The 17,221-nt window shown below is 67.0% G+C and carries 14 protein-coding genes; 10 read left to right on the forward strand and 4 right to left on the reverse strand.

Annotation, left to right across the window (positions count from 1 at the left end; translation table 11 throughout):
- Window positions 1-6 precede the first annotated feature (6 nt).
- The gene (locus ABIC94_RS08780) at window positions 7-3,075 is read left to right on the forward strand and encodes an FAD-binding and (Fe-S)-binding domain-containing protein (RefSeq protein WP_354372631.1); all 3,069 of its coding nucleotides are present in this window, start codon (window positions 7-9) and stop codon (window positions 3,073-3,075) included.
- A gap of 32 nt (window positions 3,076-3,107) precedes the next feature.
- Entirely contained in the window at window positions 3,108-3,692 is a 585-nt protein-coding gene (locus tag ABIC94_RS08785) for a methylated-DNA--[protein]-cysteine S-methyltransferase (RefSeq protein WP_354372632.1), read from the forward strand.
- 167 nt (window positions 3,693-3,859) lie between these two features.
- Here ABIC94_RS08785 and ABIC94_RS08790 read toward each other — a convergent pair whose 3' ends face one another.
- Window positions 3,860-5,737: a M48 family metallopeptidase gene (locus tag ABIC94_RS08790; RefSeq protein ID WP_354372633.1), complete on the reverse strand. Its 1,878-nt coding sequence runs from the start codon at window positions 5,735-5,737 to the stop codon at window positions 3,860-3,862.
- Window positions 5,738-5,947: 210 nt separating this feature from the next.
- Here ABIC94_RS08790 and ABIC94_RS08795 point away from each other — a divergent pair, with 210 nt between their 5' ends.
- From ABIC94_RS08795 to ABIC94_RS08830, 8 genes are all read left to right on the forward strand, one after another.
- Entirely contained in the window at window positions 5,948-7,171 is a 1,224-nt protein-coding gene (locus tag ABIC94_RS08795) for a multidrug effflux MFS transporter (protein WP_354372634.1), read from the forward strand.
- 95 nt (window positions 7,172-7,266) lie between these two features.
- A complete protein-coding gene (locus tag ABIC94_RS08800) occupies window positions 7,267-8,622 on the forward strand; it encodes an MFS transporter (RefSeq protein WP_436317970.1) in 1,356 nt (451 codons plus the stop codon).
- A gap of 20 nt (window positions 8,623-8,642) precedes the next feature.
- Complete coding sequence (locus ABIC94_RS08805) at window positions 8,643-9,275, forward strand: paraquat-inducible protein A (RefSeq protein WP_354372636.1); 633 nt, start codon at window positions 8,643-8,645, stop codon at window positions 9,273-9,275.
- Window positions 9,275-9,985 (forward strand): paraquat-inducible protein A, encoded by a 711-nt coding sequence (locus ABIC94_RS08810; RefSeq protein WP_436317971.1) that lies wholly within the window; start codon window positions 9,275-9,277, stop codon window positions 9,983-9,985. The genes ABIC94_RS08805 and ABIC94_RS08810 overlap by 1 nt, the downstream gene beginning before the upstream one ends.
- Window positions 9,982-11,625: an intermembrane transport protein PqiB gene (locus tag ABIC94_RS08815; protein WP_354372638.1), complete on the forward strand. Its 1,644-nt coding sequence runs from the start codon at window positions 9,982-9,984 to the stop codon at window positions 11,623-11,625. The genes ABIC94_RS08810 and ABIC94_RS08815 overlap by 4 nt, the downstream gene beginning before the upstream one ends.
- On the forward strand, window positions 11,622-12,257 hold the full coding sequence (locus tag ABIC94_RS08820) for a PqiC family protein (protein WP_354372639.1): 636 nt from the start codon (window positions 11,622-11,624) through the stop codon (window positions 12,255-12,257). The genes ABIC94_RS08815 and ABIC94_RS08820 overlap by 4 nt, the downstream gene beginning before the upstream one ends.
- Before the next feature lie 67 nt (window positions 12,258-12,324).
- Entirely contained in the window at window positions 12,325-13,941 is a 1,617-nt protein-coding gene (locus ABIC94_RS08825; RefSeq protein ID WP_354372640.1) for an MFS transporter, read from the forward strand.
- A 65-nt stretch (window positions 13,942-14,006) separates the two neighbouring features.
- On the forward strand, window positions 14,007-14,483 hold the full coding sequence (locus ABIC94_RS08830) for a VOC family protein (protein WP_354372641.1): 477 nt from the start codon (window positions 14,007-14,009) through the stop codon (window positions 14,481-14,483).
- Between the two features lie 21 nt (window positions 14,484-14,504).
- Here the strand turns inward: ABIC94_RS08830 and ABIC94_RS08835 are convergent, their stop codons facing one another.
- The 3 genes from ABIC94_RS08835 to ABIC94_RS08845 are packed head-to-tail and all read right to left on the reverse strand — an operon-like array spanning window position 14,505 to window position 17,035.
- Window positions 14,505-15,929, reverse strand: a complete 1,425-nt coding sequence (locus ABIC94_RS08835) for an MATE family efflux transporter (RefSeq protein ID WP_436317963.1) — start codon at window positions 15,927-15,929, stop codon at window positions 14,505-14,507.
- Window positions 15,926-16,513, reverse strand: a complete 588-nt coding sequence (locus ABIC94_RS08840) for a DUF2239 family protein (RefSeq protein ID WP_436317964.1) — start codon at window positions 16,511-16,513, stop codon at window positions 15,926-15,928. Before ABIC94_RS08840 ends, ABIC94_RS08835 begins: the two co-directional genes overlap by 4 nt.
- Window positions 16,514-16,567: 54 nt before the next feature.
- On the reverse strand, window positions 16,568-17,035 hold the full coding sequence (locus ABIC94_RS08845; RefSeq protein ID WP_436317972.1) for a hypothetical protein: 468 nt from the start codon (window positions 17,033-17,035) through the stop codon (window positions 16,568-16,570).
- Between the last annotated feature and the right edge of the window lie 186 nt (window positions 17,036-17,221).

Here is a 17,221-nt window from a genome sequence, read left to right on the forward strand (position 1 = left end):
CACACCATGCGCGTCGATCCCGCCAGCCATATCCAGCCCGCCGGAACGGTTCTTCCACCCAACGAGACTTGCGACGCGCTCGCACGCCGGCTGCGTGCCGAAACGCGAGGCGAAGTGCTGTTCGACGACGGTTCGCGCGGACGCTATGCCACCGATGCGTCGATCTACCAGATCACGCCGGTCGGCGCCTTCGTGCCGACCAATGAACGCGACATTGCCACCGCCATCGACATCGCACGCGACCTGAAGGTGCCCGTGCTCGCGCGTGGCGGCGGCACCAGCCAATGCGGCCAGACCACGGGCGCCGCGTTGGTGATCGACAACAGCAAGCATTTCCGCCGCGTGCTCGACGTGAATGTGGAAGAGGGCACCGCCACCGTCGAACCCGGCCTGGTGCTCGACCACCTGAACGCGCAGCTCAAGCCGCACGGCCTCTGGTATCCGGTCGATGTGTCGACCAGCGCGCAGGCCACGCTGGGCGGCATGGCGGGCAACAACTCCTGCGGTTCGCGCTCCATTGCCTATGGCAACATGGTGCACAACGTGCTGGGGGCGAGCGCCTGGCTTTCGAGCGGCGAACTGGTGGAGTTCGGGCCGCAATCGACATTGGGCGCGCGCGCGGCCGGCATTGCGCAGTTCGTGCATGGGCTCGCGCTTGCGCACCGCGAGCAGATCCACGCCAACTGGCCCAAGGTGCTGCGCCGCGTGGCCGGCTACAACCTCGACATCTTCGACAACCAGAACGAGCGCCCCTATACCGCCGACGGCAGCGTGAACCTTGCGCACCTGCTGATCGGCGCCGAAGGCACGCTGGCCTACACCCGGAGCCTGAAGCTCAAGCTGGCGCCGCTGCCGCGTGCCAAGGTGCTGGGCATCGTGAACTTTCCGACCTTTCATTCGGCCATGGACGCGGCGCAGCACATCGTGAAGCTGGGCCCCACGGCGGTGGAACTGGTCGACCGCACGATGATCGAGCTCAGCCTTGCCAACCCGGCCTTCAAGCCGACCGTGGAGACGGCGCTGCTCGGCAAGCCGGCGGCCATTCTGCTGGTCGAGTTTGCGGGGGCCGAGAAGGCCGCGCTGCTGCCGCGGCTCAAGCAACTGGCCGAGCTGATGGGCGACCTCGGCCTGCCCGGCAGCGTGGTCGAAATGCCCGACGACGCGCGCCAGAAAAACCTGTGGGAAGTGCGCAAGGCCGGCCTCAACATCATGATGAGCCTGAAGGGCGACGGCAAGCCGGTGAGCTTCATCGAAGACTGCGCCGTGCCGCTCGAGCACCTGGCCGAATACACCGATGCGCTGACCGAGGTGTTTGCCAGGTACGGCAGCCGCGGCACCTGGTACGCGCATGCCTCGGTCGGCACGCTGCATGTGCGGCCGATTCTCGACATGCGCGCAGACGGCAGCGCAAAGATGCGCGCCATTGCAGAAGAGGCCGCTGCGCTGGTGCGCAAGTACAAGGGGGCCTTCAGCGGCGAGCATGGCGACGGCCTGTGCCGCGGCGAGTGGATCGAGTGGCAGTTCGGCCCGGCCATCAACGAGGCCTTCCGCGCCATCAAGCAGAAGCTCGACCCTACCAATCTGTTCAACCCCGGCAAGATCGTCGATACGCCGCGCATGGACGACGGCGCGCTGTTCCGCTTTGCGCCGCCCACGGCGCCCAAGCCCTACAAGCGCATCGAGCTCAAGCCCGTGCTCGACTGGTCGGCCTGGAACGTCAACGCCGACCCGGTCACCGAGCAAACCACCGCGCCCGGCACCGGCGGCGACAGCACCGGCGGCCTCGCCAAGGCCGCCGAGATGTGCAACAACAACGGCCACTGCCGCAAGTTCGATGCAGGCACCATGTGCCCGAGCTACCGCGTGACGCGCGACGAGCAGCACCTGACGCGCGGCCGCGCCAACACGTTGCGGCTCGCGCTCTCGGGCCAGCTCGGCCCCGACGCTTTCACCAGCGAAGAGATGCACGAGACCATGGACCTGTGCGTCGGCTGCAAGGGCTGCAAGCGCGACTGCCCGACCGGCGTCGACATGGCGAAGATGAAGATCGAGTTTCTCGATCACTACAAGAAGCGCCACGGCCATACGCTCAAGGACAAGCTGGTGGCCTACATGCCCGACTACGCGCACAAGGCGAGCCGCGTGCCGTGGCTCATGAACCTGCGCAACACCTTGCCCGGCGCAGCCTGGCTGGGCGAAAAGCTGCTGGGTTTTTCCGCGCGCCGCTCGTTGCCCGAATGGCGCTCCGACACCTTCTGGCGCGCCAAGGCCGACATGCACGGCATGTTCGCAAGCCGCGAAGCCGTGTTCTCCGTGCAGGCGGGCGGCGGAAAGGCCGCGATACTTTTCGTCGACACCTTCAACGGCACATTCGAAAGCGGGAACGCGCTGGCCGCGGCGCGCGTGCTCAAGGCCGCGGGCTACACGCTGCACACGGTCGAGAAGAGCGGCGGGCACCACTGCTGCGGCCGCACCTTCCTGGCCAGCGGCATGGTGAGCGAGGCCAAGCGCCGCGCCGAGGCGTTGATCGATGCGCTCAGGCCCTTCGCCGAGGCCGGCATTCCCATCGTCGGCCTCGAGCCTTCATGCCTGCTCACGCTGCGCGACGAAACCCTGGTGATGGGCTTCGGCAAGAAAGCCGAAACCGTGGCCAGGCAGGCCCTGCTGTTCGAAGAGTTCATTGCGCGCGAACTGAAGGCCGGCCGCTTCAAACTCGCGCTCACGCCCGCCACGGCGCCGATCCTGCTGCACGGCCATTGCCACCAGAAGGCCTTCGGCGCGGTCAGCCCGGTGCTGGACGTGCTGCGGCTCATTCCCGGCGCCGAGCCCGAGCTGATCGAAAGCTCCTGCTGCGGCATGGCGGGCAGTTTCGGCTACGAGGCGCGCCACATCGACGTCTCGATGCAGATGGCCGAGGCCAGCCTGCTGCCGGCGATCCGCGCGAAGCCGGGAGCCATCGTGGTGGCCGACGGCACCAGCTGCCGTCATCAGATCGGCGACGGCGCACAGCGTGAGGCGGTGCACGTGGCGGTGCTGCTCGCGCGACACCTTGCGCAACCAATCCCGGTCGGTTGAACGGGCATGGCAGGCTGGCACAAAATGGTGCCATGAATGACACAGCGACGACAACAGCGGCAACCCCGGCGGAGCCCGGCTTCGCGCTGTTCGAGACCGCGATAGGCATCTGCGCGCTGGCCTGGGGCCCGCGCGGGCTCATCGGCGTGCAGCTGCCCGAAGACAACGGCGAAGCCGCCACCCGCGCGCGCATGCGGCGCCGCTTTCCGGAGCTGACCGAGGCCGTACCGTCCGAAACGCCCGAAAGTGCGCAGAGGGCGATCACGGCCATCCAGGCCTTGCTGCAAGGCGCGTCCGACGACCTGAGCGGCATCGAGCTCGACATGAGCCGCGTGTCGGAATTTCACCAACGCATCTACGCAATTGCCCGCCGCATTCCGCCCGGGCAGACGCGCACCTACGGCGAAATCGCGGCTGAACTGGGCGACAAGGGCCTGTCGCGCGCGGTCGGCCAGGCCATGGGTCACAACCCTTTCGCGCCGGTGGTGCCGTGCCACCGTGTGCTGGCCGCGGGCAACAAGCCCGGCGGCTTTTCGGCGGGCGGCGGGGCGCTGACGAAACTGCGAATGCTCGACATCGAAGGCGCGCGCCCGAATGGGATGGCGTCGTTGTTCTAGAAGCCTTGGCGGTGCAATGCCGGTGCAGCGTCGCGCGTGACGCGCGGCACTCAGGTCTTTGTCTTCCGGCGCAGCTGCAAAGTCAACTGATACACCGTGGCCGTCAACAGGAGCGCCGCGGCAACCACTTCCGAGAGGATGGTGACGTTGGCCGTGGTTGCCGGACTTCATGCCGGCGCGTCCCCTTCGGCCCGCGCCGATGCCGCCTGCTCGGCCCTCATGATCTGGTGCCGCTGCCAGTAGCGCCCGACGACGCCCTTGAAGTTGTCTTTCTGCTTGCCGAGCCCGCCCACCTTCACCTTGGTGGTGCGCGCACCCAGCATGCCCTTGTCGTGGTGCGTGACGATCAGCATGTCGCCGAAGGTGTTGTCCTGGAAGGTCAGGTCCTTGACCTCGTCCCATCCGATCGTCGAGCCGCCGTCGACGGTCTGATGCAGGCCCGTATAGCTCACTTCGACGCGTTCGTCGTTCTTCAGCCCAAACGCGACCGGCGGAAAGTGGCGCAGCACCACAGCACGCTCTTCTTCGGTGGCCGGCTCGTAGCGATAGGCAAGGCTCAGTTCGTGGTTCTGGACGAAGCGTTGCTCGTAGTCGCTCCACAGTCGCTCTTCGATGGCGGCGGCGGTCTCGATCTCCTCGGCCCATGAGGCCCCCGGCGCAGTCGCGACGATGGCGCCGTAGGCGCTTTCGGGCACGTGGTGCCCGACGTTGCGCATGCGCTCGAGCAGCGGCGGATGGCTGTCGTAGGGATGCGGCACGTCGGCGGTTTTCATCGTTTCGATGAATGCTTCCGAACTGGCATACGGCGGCAGGCCGGCCGCCACGAAGCCGGCGATGCCCAGCGCGCCGTCATGCTGCCGGTTCTGCTCGAAGAGCTTTCGCTCGACGTCGTTGCGGTAGCTGGCGTAGGCCGAAATCTTGATGAGCGACTGCACGATGGCACTCGGTGCCGTAAGGCCCGCGGAAACGCGGTCGGCCTTGTATTCGCGCTCGCGGCTGTCGCGCGCCAGGGCAAAGGCGAAGATCATGCGGTACAGGCGCAGCAGGTAGTGCGCAACGATGGTCAGGCCGCCGCTGCGCATTTCCCAGGTGTACTGGTCGAACTGCTGCAGCTTGGGGCCGAGCGCGGCGCTGCTGCGGGTGTCGCCGCCGCCCAGGTGGGCCAGCTCGTGCGCGAGCACCGCATCGGCTTCGGACTGGTCGAGCACGCGCAGCAGCGGAATGCTCACGAACAGCGTGCGGCCATGCAGCGTTCGGCCGCGAACGTCGCAGGGCGCTTCGGTCACGAAAAAGTTGGTGTCGATGCCGGCAACGATCTGGTCGGGCGGCGCGGTCTTCACGCGGGCGGCCAGCTGGCTGATGCGCTCCCACAGGCGCGGCGCATCAGCCTCGGCAACCACTTCGCCTTCGATCTCGTTGCCGAAAGGCAGCTTCTTGAAGAGCGTGTAGATCGCATAGAACACGGCAATAGCTGCAGCAATGCCCGCGATGGCAATCAGCTTGACGTAATAGCGCTCCATGAAATACGCGGTGAGCCAGAACGACAGCCACACCAGCATCGCGCTCTGCAGAACGACTTCGACCGCGCTCGACACCGTCATGAGCCGCCAGCCCGCTACAAAGCTCGCATAGCGCAGGCCTCGGTTGGCGAACGCCAGGGCGCCCAGCACCAGCGCAGCGGCCAGCAGCGCCGCGCCGAGCGCCAGCGTCCAGATGGCTGCGCGGTCGGCCCAATGGAACTGCCATTGCATCGAATAGCGGCTGCACACCTTGTCGTGAAAATCCTTGTCTTCAGGCGCGGTGGCGCTGCAGGCCCCAGAAAGCGGGTGGCTGCGATAGAACTCGGTGGTCAGCGCCTTGTCGGCCGCGGACAGGCGGGTGTCGGAAGCGATGCGGGCTTCGATGGCCTGCAGAAACTCGGCGTCTTGTGAACGCAGCGCGTATTCGGTGAAAACCAGCGTCGCCGCCGGAATGGCGAAGAGCGACACCAGGGTCAGTAAAAACACGCGAAAAAGGTCTTTATGGATCGTGCGCGCGACGGCCATGGGTACTCCCTCCAAGAGATAGTTGTTGTGAATCGTTGTAAATATCCGGGAAGCCGATAGCGTAGCCGCCGTTTGCTTTCTTGCGAATATCGGACAGCGCACATGCAAACGGCGTGAATACGAAGGTCGTACTCTTTGCCCAGAATTAGCAACGGCCGGGCGCCGACCCCACGCCTGCACCAACCGCCGGGCTTGGCGACAATCGGTTCGATGCGTTCTTCTCCCTTCTTCAAGATGGCCCTGTTGCTGGGCCTGCTCTCCGCCATCGGCCCGTTCGCCATCGACATGTACCTGCCGGCACTGCCGGCCATCGGCCAGACGCTGAAGGCCGACATCGGCGCGGTGCAGATGAGCCTCACGGCGTTTTTTCTATCGCTGGGTGCGGGCCAGCTGCTGTACGGCCCGGTCTCGGACATGGTCGGGCGCAAGCCGCCGCTCTATGCCGGGCTGGTGCTGTTCGCGCTTGCGAGCATCGGTTGCGCGCTCGCGACCGACATCCAGACGCTGATCGCGCTGCGCCTGGTTCAAGGCCTGGGCGCGGCCGCGGGCATGGCTATTCCGCGCGCGGTGGTGCGCGACCTGCACACCGGCACCGATGCGGCGCGGCTCATGTCGCTGTTGATGCTGGTGTTCAGCGTGTCGCCCATCCTCGCGCCGCTGGCGGGCAGCGCCGTGATTGCGGTGGCGGGCTGGCGCGGCGTGTTCTGGGCCGTGACCATTGCCGCGGTGGCAGGTCTCGCGATGATGGTCACGCAGCTGCAGGAAACACGGCCTCCGTCGCAGCGTGTGGAAAGCAGCCTCGGCAGCGCCTTGTCGGCGTACTGGCTGCTGCTGCGCGACTGGCACTACCTCGGGCTGGTGTTCATCGGCAGCTTTGCAATGGCGGGCTTCTTCACCTATCTGGCGAATTCGTCGTTCGTGATGATCGACCACTACGGCCTGTCGCCCGCGCTGTACAGCGTGGCCTTCGGCGTGAATGCTGCGGCCTTCATCGGCGCCTCGCAGTTCACGGGCTCGCTCGGCGAGCGCTTCGGGCTGGTGGGCCTCGTCAAGTTCGGCGTGGCGGCATCGGGCGCGGCCATGCTTGCCATGTTCGCGTACTTTGCGACGGGCGGCGACAGCATCTGGGTGCTGATCGTTCTTTACTTCATCGCCTCGGGCTTCATGGGCCTGGTGATCCCGACCACCGGCGTGCTGGCACTGGAGATGCACGGCGCCATTGCCGGCACGGCTTCGGCATTGCTCGGCACGCTGCAGATGCTGACCGGCGCGCTGGCCATGGCGGTGGTGGGCCTCTTTACCGACGGGCGACCGCTGCCGATGGTGACCGGCATGGCCGGTGGCGCGCTGATTGCGCTGGTGCTGACCTGGCTCACGCTGGGCCGCGTGCGGTCGGAACCCACCCGAAGGGCGCAGGGGGCGCAAGAAGCGTGAACACGACGCGCGCAGGCGCCGAGGCCACGGCGTCCGAAGACATCGACACCGTGCAGCCGGTCGACGGGCTCGAGCCGGCCGCGCGCCGCCGCGCCATGCTGGTCATCATTCTCGGCATCACGGTGGCCGTGCTCGACGGCACCATCGTCAACCTGGCGCTGCCGGGCATTGCGCGCGAGTTGCAGGCCAGCCCCTCGCATGCCATCTGGGTGGTCAACGCCTACCAGATCGCCACGCTGGTCATGCTGCTGCCACTGGCATCGCTCGGCGACCTGGTGGGCTACCGGCGCGTCTACCTGGTGGGCATGGCGGTGTTCACCGTGTCCTCCATCGGCGCGACTTTCGCCGATTCGCTCGGCACCCTGATCGCCGCGCGCGCTTTCCAGGGTTTGGGCGCGGCCGGCATCATGAGTGTGAATGCAGCGCTGGTGCGGCTGACCTTTCCCTCGGCGCTGCTGGGGCGCGGCATGGCCATCAACTCGATGGTGGTGGCCACGTCTTCCGTGGCGGGGCCTTCGGTGGCGGCGGCCATCCTCTCGGTGGCTTCGTGGCCGTGGCTCTTTGCCATCAACGTGCCACTCGGGCTGCTCGTCGTCACGCTGGGCATCAAGGCGCTGCCGTTCAACCGCGTGGCGCCGGCCGCGGGGTTGCGGTTTTCGCCGGTTGACGTGGCGCTGAACGTGCTGATGTTCTCGCTGGTGTTTCTGGGCGTCGACCGCCTGGGCGTGCGCGAGGGCGGCGCGACGGCCGGCGGTTCGCATGCCTCCGCCTGGCTCATCCTGCTGGCCGGCCTGGCGGTGGGCTTCGTCTACATCCGGCGGCAGCGAAAGCTGGCGGTGCCGCTTTTCCCGATCGACCTGCTGCGCATTCCGGTGTTCGCACTGTCCATGGGCACTTCGGTGGCCGCGTTCTGTGCGCAGATGCTGGCCTACATCGGGCTGCCGTTTCTGCTGCTCGACGTGTACGGCCGCAGCCACATCGAAGCGGGCCTGCTCATTACCGCGTGGCCGCTGGCCATCGTGGCCATGGCGCCCATTGCGGGCCGGTTGATCGGGCGCTACCCCGACGGGCTCTTGGGCGGCATCGGGCTGGGCTTGCTCGCCATCGGCCTGGCGTTGCTCGCGGCGCTGCCGGAGCATCCGGCCAATGCCGACATCGCATGGCGCATGGCGTTGTGCGGCCTGGGTTTCGGGCTGTTCCAGTCGCCGAACAACCACACTATCGTGACATCGCCGCCGGCGCACCGCAGCGGCGCGGCCAGCGGCATGCTGGGCACGGCCCGGCTCACGGGCCAGACGCTGGGGGCCGTGGTGCTGGCGGGCGTGTTCAGCGTCTGGAGCCCGCATGGCGGCCACGGGCCGGTGGTGGCGCTGGTGTTGGCGGCCTGTTGCGCCGGCGTGGCGGCGGTTTTCAGCAGCCTGCGGCTCAAGACGACAGGGCACGCGGGCTGAATAGGGTAGGGTACGGCCCCATGACGGAAGTACCTGAAACTGTGGTTTGCCCGGGCTGCGATGCGGTCTTCAGCCGCACGCCCCTGAAGCCACGCGAGGTCTCGCGCTGCGCCCGCTGCGGTACCGAGCTGTACCGCCACCCGGGAGACCAGCAGCGCCGCATCCTGCCGTTGACGGTGGCGTCGCTGATCATGTTCGCCATTGCCAACCTGTTTCCGATCGTCGAGATCGAGCTCCAGGGCCTGCGCAGCCAGACCACGCTGGCCGGCGCCGTCCTGGTGCTGAGCACCGAGGGCATGTCGCTGGTGGCGCTGCTGGTGCTGGCGACGACGCTATTGTTTCCGCTGCTGCAGCTTTGCATCCTGGCCTACCTGCTGGTTCCGCTCCAGCGCGAGCACCGGCCGGCCGGCTTTGCCATTCTGGTGCGCGCCATGCAGACCTTGCGGCCCTGGGGAATGATCGAGGTGTTCCTGCTCGGCGTGCTGGTGGCCATCGTCAAGCTGTCGAGCATGGCCACGGTGGTGGCCGGGCCGGCGCTCTGGGCCTTCATGGCGCTTACGGTCCTGCTCACCGCCGTGCTCTCGTTCAATCCCAACGCCTTCTGGGAAATGACGTTTCGCCCGCCCGGCGAGCCCAGGGAGGATGCGGCGTGATCGGCCCCTTTCTCCATGTTCCGGACGACGAGGGCGAAGCGCCGGCGGCCACAGCCAGCGCGCTCGGCCTTCTGGCCTGCCCGCATTGCGATGCCGTCTGGTGCAACGCCGGCGAAGGCGAACCCTGCGGCCGCTGCGGCACCCGCCTGTACACGCGCAAGCCCTACAGCCTGAACCGCACCTGGGCTTTCCTGATTGCGGCCTGCATCATGTACATACCGGCCAACCTGCTGCCGGTGATGATCACGCGCACGCTGTTCGGTGCGCAGTACGACACCATTCTGAGCGGCGTCATTTATTTCTGGGTTTCGGGCGCCTACGGGCTCGCGGCCATCATCTTCATTGCGAGCTTCCTGGTGCCGCTGTTCAAGCTCACGGTACTGATCTTGCTCGCCTTGCTGGCGCAGCGCGGGAGCAGCTGGCGGCGGCCCGAGCGGGCCAAGCTCTATCACATCGTCGAGATCATCGGCCGCTGGTCGATGCTCGATGTGTTCGTGGTGTCGCTCCTTACCGGGCTGGTGCAGATCCAGGGCTTTGCGGTCATCAACGCGGGCGTGGGCATTGCGGCGTTCGGCTCGGTGGTGGTGCTGACCATGCTGGCCTCGCTGAGCTTCGACCCCAGGCTCACATGGGACAGCAGGCAGCAGCAGGAAGCCGAACGGGAACGAAATGAACCGGCACGTGACAACAGGGAAGAAAAGCCAGCATGAGTGATGAAGACGTCAAACCGCACGACAACCAGGCCCCGCCGGGCTTGCCTCCGCCGCGCGTGGTGCGCCGGCGCGAATGGCTGCCCTCGCTGATCTGGCTGATTCCCATCGTCGCCGCGCTGGTCGGCGTGATGCTGGTCGCCAAGATCCTGATGGAGCGCGGGCCCGAAATCGTGCTGACCTTCAATACGGCCGAAGGCCTGGAGGCCGGCAAGACCGCCGTCAAATACAAGGACGTGCAGATCGGCACGGTGCAGAGCCTGCGGCTTGCGCGCGACCGCTCTCATGTGCGGGTGATCGTGCAGCTCAGCAACGAGGCCAAGAGCTTCACCGCGGAAGACTCGCGCTTCTGGGTGGTGCGGCCGCGGCTCGACACCTCCGGCATTTCGGGCCTGGGCACCTTGCTGTCGGGCGCCTACATCGGCGCCGATGCGGGCGTTTCGACCGAAACCGCGAGCGAGTTCAAGGGCCTGGAGGTGCCGCCCATCGTCACGCGCGATGCCTCGGGCCAGCAGTTTCTGCTGCGCGCCACCGACGTCGGCTCGCTCGACGTGGGCTCGCCGGTGTATTTCCGGCGCATCAAGGTGGGGCAGGTGGCCGCCTATGAACTCGACGGCGACGGCCGCGGCGTGACGCTGCGCATCTTCGTCAACGCGCCGTATGACAAGTTCGTGGGCGTCAACACGCGCTTCTGGCAAGCGAGCGGCATCGATGCGCAACTGAGTGCCAGCGGCTTCACCCTGCGCACGCAGTCGCTCGCCACCATTCTGCTGGGCGGCATTGCCTTCAAGGCGCCGGACGACGCCATGGGGCCGCTGGCCAAGGAGAACACGGCCTTCACGCTCGCGGAAGACGAAACCACGGCCATGAAGGAGCCCGACGGTCCTCCGCAAACGCTGCTGATGTACTTCAACCAGTCGCTGCGCGGCCTCACGCCGGGTGCGCCGGTCGACTTCCGCGGCGTGGTGATCGGCGAGGTCAAGTCCATTGGCGTGGAGTTCGACCGCGCCGAGCGCGAGTTCCGCATGCCGGTGCTGGTGCAGGTCTACCCCGACCGGCTGCGCCGCCGCGCCGGCGAAACCGGCGTCGAGTCGCGCGCCACGCAGCAGGAGCGTTTGCGCTTCCTGGCCGAGAAGGGCCTGCGCGCCCAACTGCGCAACGGCAATCTGCTGACCGGTTCGGTGTACGTTGCACTCGACTTTTTCCCGAAGGCGCCAGCGGCGAAAATCGATCTTGAGAAGAACCCGATCGAGCTGCCCACCATCGCCAACAGCCTCGACGAGATCCAGTCGCAGGTGCAGGAGATTGCGAGCAAGCTCAACAAGGTGCCTTACGAGCAGATTGCGGCCGACCTGCGCACCACGCTCACCGCGCTGAACAAGACACTCGCCAGCACCGAGCAGGCGGTGACCCGCATCAACACCGACGTAACGCCGGAGCTCGCCGCGGCCATGAAGGACGTGCGCAAGACGGTCAACAATGCCGAGCGCACGCTGGCCGACGATTCGCCGCTGCAGCAGGACATGCGCCAGACGCTGCGCGAGCTGACCCGCGCCGCGGGCTCTGTACGCGTGCTGACCGATTACCTCGAGCGGCATCCCGAGTCGCTGTTGCGCGGCAAACCGGACGACAAGAAATGAAGAAGAAAAAACAACCGTTCCCTCTCGTTGCCGCTGCCGCAGCGCTGCTGTTCCTCGCAGGCTGCGCGAGCAAGCCGGACAACTACTACACGCTGGCCAGCCCGGTGGCCGCCGCCGATGCGGCGCCTTCGACCCTCGGTACCGCCGCACCGCTCTACATCGAACTGGCGCCGGTGGCGGTGCCCGAGCGGCTCGCACGGCCGCAGATGGTGGTGGGCCGGCAAAACGGCAGCGTGCAGGTCGACGTGCTCGAGCAGCACCGCTGGGCCGCATCGTTCGAGAACGAACTGCAGGATGCGCTGGCCGTCGGCATCGCGGCACGGCTCGGCGCGCTCGATGTCACCAAGGGCGGACGCCAGCCTTCGCAGCCCGTGTGGCGCATCGCAGTGCAGGTGCGCCAGTTCGACGCGGTCGACGGCGGCCGGGTGGACGCAGGCTTCAACTGGACGCTGCGGCGCTCCGACGAGACTCGCACGATGGTGTGCCAGCTGAACGTGGGCGAGGCGGTTGCAGGCGGCATTGATGCCCTGGCGCAGGGCGCGCAGCGCGTCACCGCGGCAGCGGCAACGGCCATTGCGCGCAGCGTGAGCGCGGCGCGCGCGAACCCGGCGGCGACCGCGTGCACGCTCTGATTCTTTCTTCCACCGAAGGGGGAAGGAGCAATACCGGCGTCTGCTTCTAGATAGATCGGAGGTCATCGTGGCACAGATCGGCAAGGCACCCTGCGACAACGCACTGATCCTGCATGGCGCCAAGACACAAGAGGGCGCCTGTCCCGAAGCCTCCAAACCGTGGGTGTTGGCCGCAGCCATCGTGGGCTCCAGCATGGCCTTCATCGACGGCACGGTCGTCAACGTGGCACTGCCCGCCATCCAGGCCGATCTGGGGGCCACCGCGTTCCAGGCGCAATGGGTGGTCGAGTCTTACGCCTTGCTGCTCGCGGCGCTGCTGCTCGTGGGCGGCGCGCTCGGCGACCATTTCGGGCGGCGGCGCATCTTCGCGATCGGCGTCGGCATCTTCGCCATTTCATCGGTCGCTTGCGGGCTCGCGGCCAATGTGCAGCAGCTGATTGGGGCACGCGCGGTGCAGGGCATCGGCGGCGCCTTGCTGGTGCCCGGCAGCCTGGCGCTCATCAGCGCCTCGTTTCCCGAGAAAGAGCGCGGCAAGGCCATCGGCATCTGGTCGGGCTTCAGCGGCATTACCGCGGCCGCGGGGCCGGTGCTCGGCGGCTTTCTGGTCGACCATTTCTCGTGGGCCTGGGCCTTTCTCATCAACGTGCCGATGGCGCTGCTGGTGCTGTGGATCGTGTGGCGGCACGTGCCCGAAAGCCGCGGTTCGTCGGCCAGCGGCGGGCTCGACTTCTTCGGTGCGCTGCTGGCGACCGCCGGGCTCGGCGGCATCGTCTACGCGTTCATCGAGGCGCCGACGCAGCACTGGAGCTCGCCCGCGGTGCTGGCGGCCCTGGGCATCGGCATTGCCGCCAGCGCGGGCTTCATTGCCGTGGAGCGCAAGGCGGCAACACCGATGCTGCCGCTGGCGCTGCTGCGCATCGGCAACTTCAGCGGGGCCAATCTGCTGACCTTGCTGCTGTATGCCGCATTGGGCGGCAGCCTGTATTTCTTTCCGCTCAACCTGATCCAGGTGCAGGGCTACTCGGCCACGGCGGCGGGTGCGGCGCTGCTGCCGTTCATCCTCATCATGTTCGCGCTCTCGGGCTGGGCCGGCCAGCTGGTCGACCGCTTCGGCCCACGGCTGCCGCTGGTCGTCGGCCCCGCGATAGCCGCCGTGGGCTTTGCACTGTTTGCAGTGCCCGGCGTCGGCGCGAGCTACTGGAGCGGCTTCTTTCCTGCGGTGGTGGTACTGGGTTTCGGCATGACCGTGACCGTGGCGCCGCTCACCACCACCGTGATGAACGCGGTGGGCCGCGAGCAGGCCGGTGTGGCTTCGGGCGTCAACAACGCGGTGTCGCGCGCGGCCGCGGTGCTGGCCATTGCGGTGTTCGGCGTGGTCATGGCCTGGGCCTTCGACGCGGCGTTGGCCGAGAGCCTGCGCGGCATGGGCGCCTCGGCAGAAGTGTCGGCATTTCTCGAGGGCGAGCGCAGCAAGCTGGCCGGCGCCGCGTTGCCCCCGGGCGTCGATGCAGCCACCGCCGCAGCCTTGAAGAAAGCCGTGGCCGAGTCTTTCGTGGCCGGCTTTCGCTGGGTGATGCTGCTGGGGGCCGGGCTGGCTGTGCTCAGCGCGTTGAGCGCCTGGTTGATGATTGGCGGCGGGGCTGCGCCGACGGATGCCGCCGGTGACGAGCAACGCAAGGGTTGACAAGCACCTCGCATCGCCTGGATACTGAACCTTAAGGTTCATTATCGAAGACTCAGGAGATTCCCATGCAGAAGATCGTTCCCTGCCTCTGGTTCGACGGCAATGGCGAAGACGCGCTGAAGTTCTACAGTTCGATCTTTCCGAACTCGCGCGTCACCGACAGGCTGTTCTGGGGCGACACCAATCCGAGCCTCAAGGGTTCATTGCTGACCGCCACCTTCGAGCTCGACGGGCAGGCGTTCATGGTCCTCAACGGCGGGCCGGAGTACAAGTTCACGCCGGCCATCTCGATGCTCGTGCAGTGCGAGACACAGGCCGAAGTCGACTACTACTGGGACAAGCTGCTCGAGGGCGGCGGCCAGCCGGTGCAATGCGGCTGGCTCACCGACCGCTACGGCGTGTCGTGGCAGGTCGCGCCCATGGCGATGATCCGGATGTTCCAGGACAAGGATCCGGCCAAGGCGGCCCGTGCGATGCAGGCGATGATGAAGATGATCAAGCTCGACCTCGCCGCGGCACAGAAAGCCTTCGACGGCGAGTGAGCGAGTGAGCAAGAGCTGGCCCTACACCAGCCGCCGGATCGCCTTCTTGCGCCACACCAGCCGGTAATAGGCGGTCTGTAGCAGCAGCATCGCCCCGAACGTCACCGGGTAGGCGTACCAGATGCCATTGAGCCCGATGCGGTGGCTCATGAACCAGGCCACCGGCACCTCGACGCCGATCAGGCAGAGGATCGAGATCGCCGTGGGCACCAGCACCGAGCCGCTGGCCCGCATGATCCCCGAGATGGCTGCGGCCATGCCGAAAATCACCAGGCTCCACAGCATGATGTGCAGCAGCGTCTGCGCAATTTCGATCACCGGCGCACTGGTGATGAAAAAGCCCATGAGATGGCGCGAGAACAAGTAGCCCAGCAGCACCAGTCCGCCCGTGAGCACCAGGTTCATCAGCAGGGCGGTCTTGGCGATGGCGCCCAGCCGGTCGGCACGGCCCGCGCCGATGGCTTGCGCGCCGAGGATCGACGCCGTGATCGCAATCGAGATGGCCGGGAATTGCACGTAGGCCACCACCTGGTTCACCGCGCCGTACGCCGCGGTGGCACTGGAGCCATAGCCGTTCACCAGCGAGAGCAGGGCGATTTCGGCGAGCGCAACCACGATCATCTGAACCCCGGTGGGCACACCGACCTTGAGCACCGCCTTCAGCAACTGGGGGTCGATGCGCAGATGGCGAATGAATTCCGCATCGGGCGCCAGCGGACTGCCGCGGCTGCGAAGGCGCCAGCCGAGCCACAGTGTTGCCACCACGAAGGCCACCACCGTGGCCCAGGCGCCGCTCGCAACGCCGAGCTGCGGCAGGCCGCCCCAGCCGCGGATGAGCGCCGGCGTGACGATGAGGCCCGTGACCGTGGAAATGATCAGCGTGAGCAGCGGCGTGACTGTGTCGCCCACACCGCGCAGCATGGCGGTGGACAGCAGAAAGACAAACAGCCCCGGCATCGCGATCAGCATGATGCGGGCATAGCTGGTGGAATCGGCCAGCACGTCCGGCGGCGTGCCGAGCAATGCCAGCAGCGGTGTGGTGAAGGCGCCGCCGAACACGGCCACCGCCAGCCCGAGCAGCATGCCGACCGACAGCGTGGTGCCCGCCACGGCCTTGGCCTTGGCGACGTCGCGCGCACCCCAAGCCTGGCCGATGAGCACCGAGGCCCCCGCACCCAGGCCGATGACGAACGCGATGAAGAAAAACATCACCGGAAAGAAGCTCGACACGGCCGCCAGGGCGCCGACGCCGATCATCTGCCCGATGTAGATGTTGTTGATGGTGCCGGAGAGCGACTGCAGGATGTTGCTGAGCAGCATCGGCGCAAGAAAGAACAGAAAGGTCTTCCACAGCGCGCGCGGCGCACCGACGGCAGCCACAGGGGTGCCGCGCAGGCCGCTCTTGTCGATGGAAGCTTCGGCGGCGGTGGTTGGCGTGGTGCTCATGCAGCGCTCCAGCCGGCTGCGGAAAGCTTCCGCAGATGCGCTGTGATGTCTTCGGGCCAGGGCGCAACGAGCGCGTCGAAGCGCTCGCGCTCGCCGGCAAACAATGCGCGCGTGGCTTCCTCGAAGCCGGGCAGGTCACCCGCGATGGCCGTCATGAACCGGTAGGTGGCTTCGCGTGCGGCTCGCACGGTGTCGCGGTCGGCATGCACGCGGCGCGCGTCGTCGACAAGGCGCCGCAACGCGACCGAGGCGCCGCCCGGCTGGCGGCCGAGCCAGTCCCAGTGGCGTGGCAGCAGGGTGACTTCGCGCGCCACCACGCCCAGCTTGGGACGCCCGACGCCGCGCGGTGCTTCGTCGTGGGTTTCGAGCTCGGCGGGTGCGGCTTCTTCGCGCAGGTCGAGGTCGATCTGTGCTCCGGTCGAATCGTCGAACAGCAGCACGGAGGCGGCGTCAACGCGCTGGCGCAGTTGCGCGAGCACTTCAGTCCGCGTGCCGCCGGCAACGCGCTGGAAGCCGGAAAAAGCGGTGACGGTGGTGGGCGCCGCGGCTGTTGGAGTTGTTGGAGCTGGCATGGAAGTGTTCATGCGCCCATTTTATCCGGGTAAAACAAAGAAGTGCAATATACCCGGGTAAAAATATCAAAAAGCTTCGCCCCGCAGCCGGCGCCAGAAGCGATGCGCGCGCCAGTTGAAGGCGCGCACCACGCGCCAGGGGCGGCTCTCGCGAACGAGCGTCAGCACGTGGTCTTTCCAGCCTTTCCAGCGCGGATACCAGCGGGCGAACAGCGGAATGCGCATGAGCGCGGGTTCGACCAGCTGAAAAATCCGCGCCACAAACGCGGTGCCAATGAGCTTGGCGACGATCAAGACCGTCACGCCGCTTGCCGCATGGCCTCGGCCGAAGAGAAAGAGGGCGAGTAACTTCACCGGCAGCAGCAGGAGCACCGGCAGCAGGAAAGCCAGCAAGGCGCCCCAGGGCGGCAGCTTGTTCAGCCAGTTCTCCGCGCGTGCCCAAAGCGGCAGACGCGCCAGCCGGGCGGCCAGGGCGGCCAAGGGCACCCAACCCCATTCTTCGAAGAGCAGCACCGGCACCAGCAACACGGCCATCACGGCGCGCAGCAGCTTTCGTGGCACGGAAGAGGGTCGGCCGGGCGACGGGGGAGAGGGCGGAGGCGGAGAAGGGGGCTGCGGAGGCGGAAGAGGGTTTTGCACCGCATCGATTGTGCGGGTTGCGGATGGACCGGCCGCCTCCTGCCCTATGGCAAACTTCAGCGCTTTATTCGCCAAGCACCG

The organism is Variovorax paradoxus (assembly GCF_040544635.1).
Lineage (GTDB): Bacteria > Pseudomonadota > Gammaproteobacteria > Burkholderiales > Burkholderiaceae_C > Variovorax > Variovorax paradoxus_R.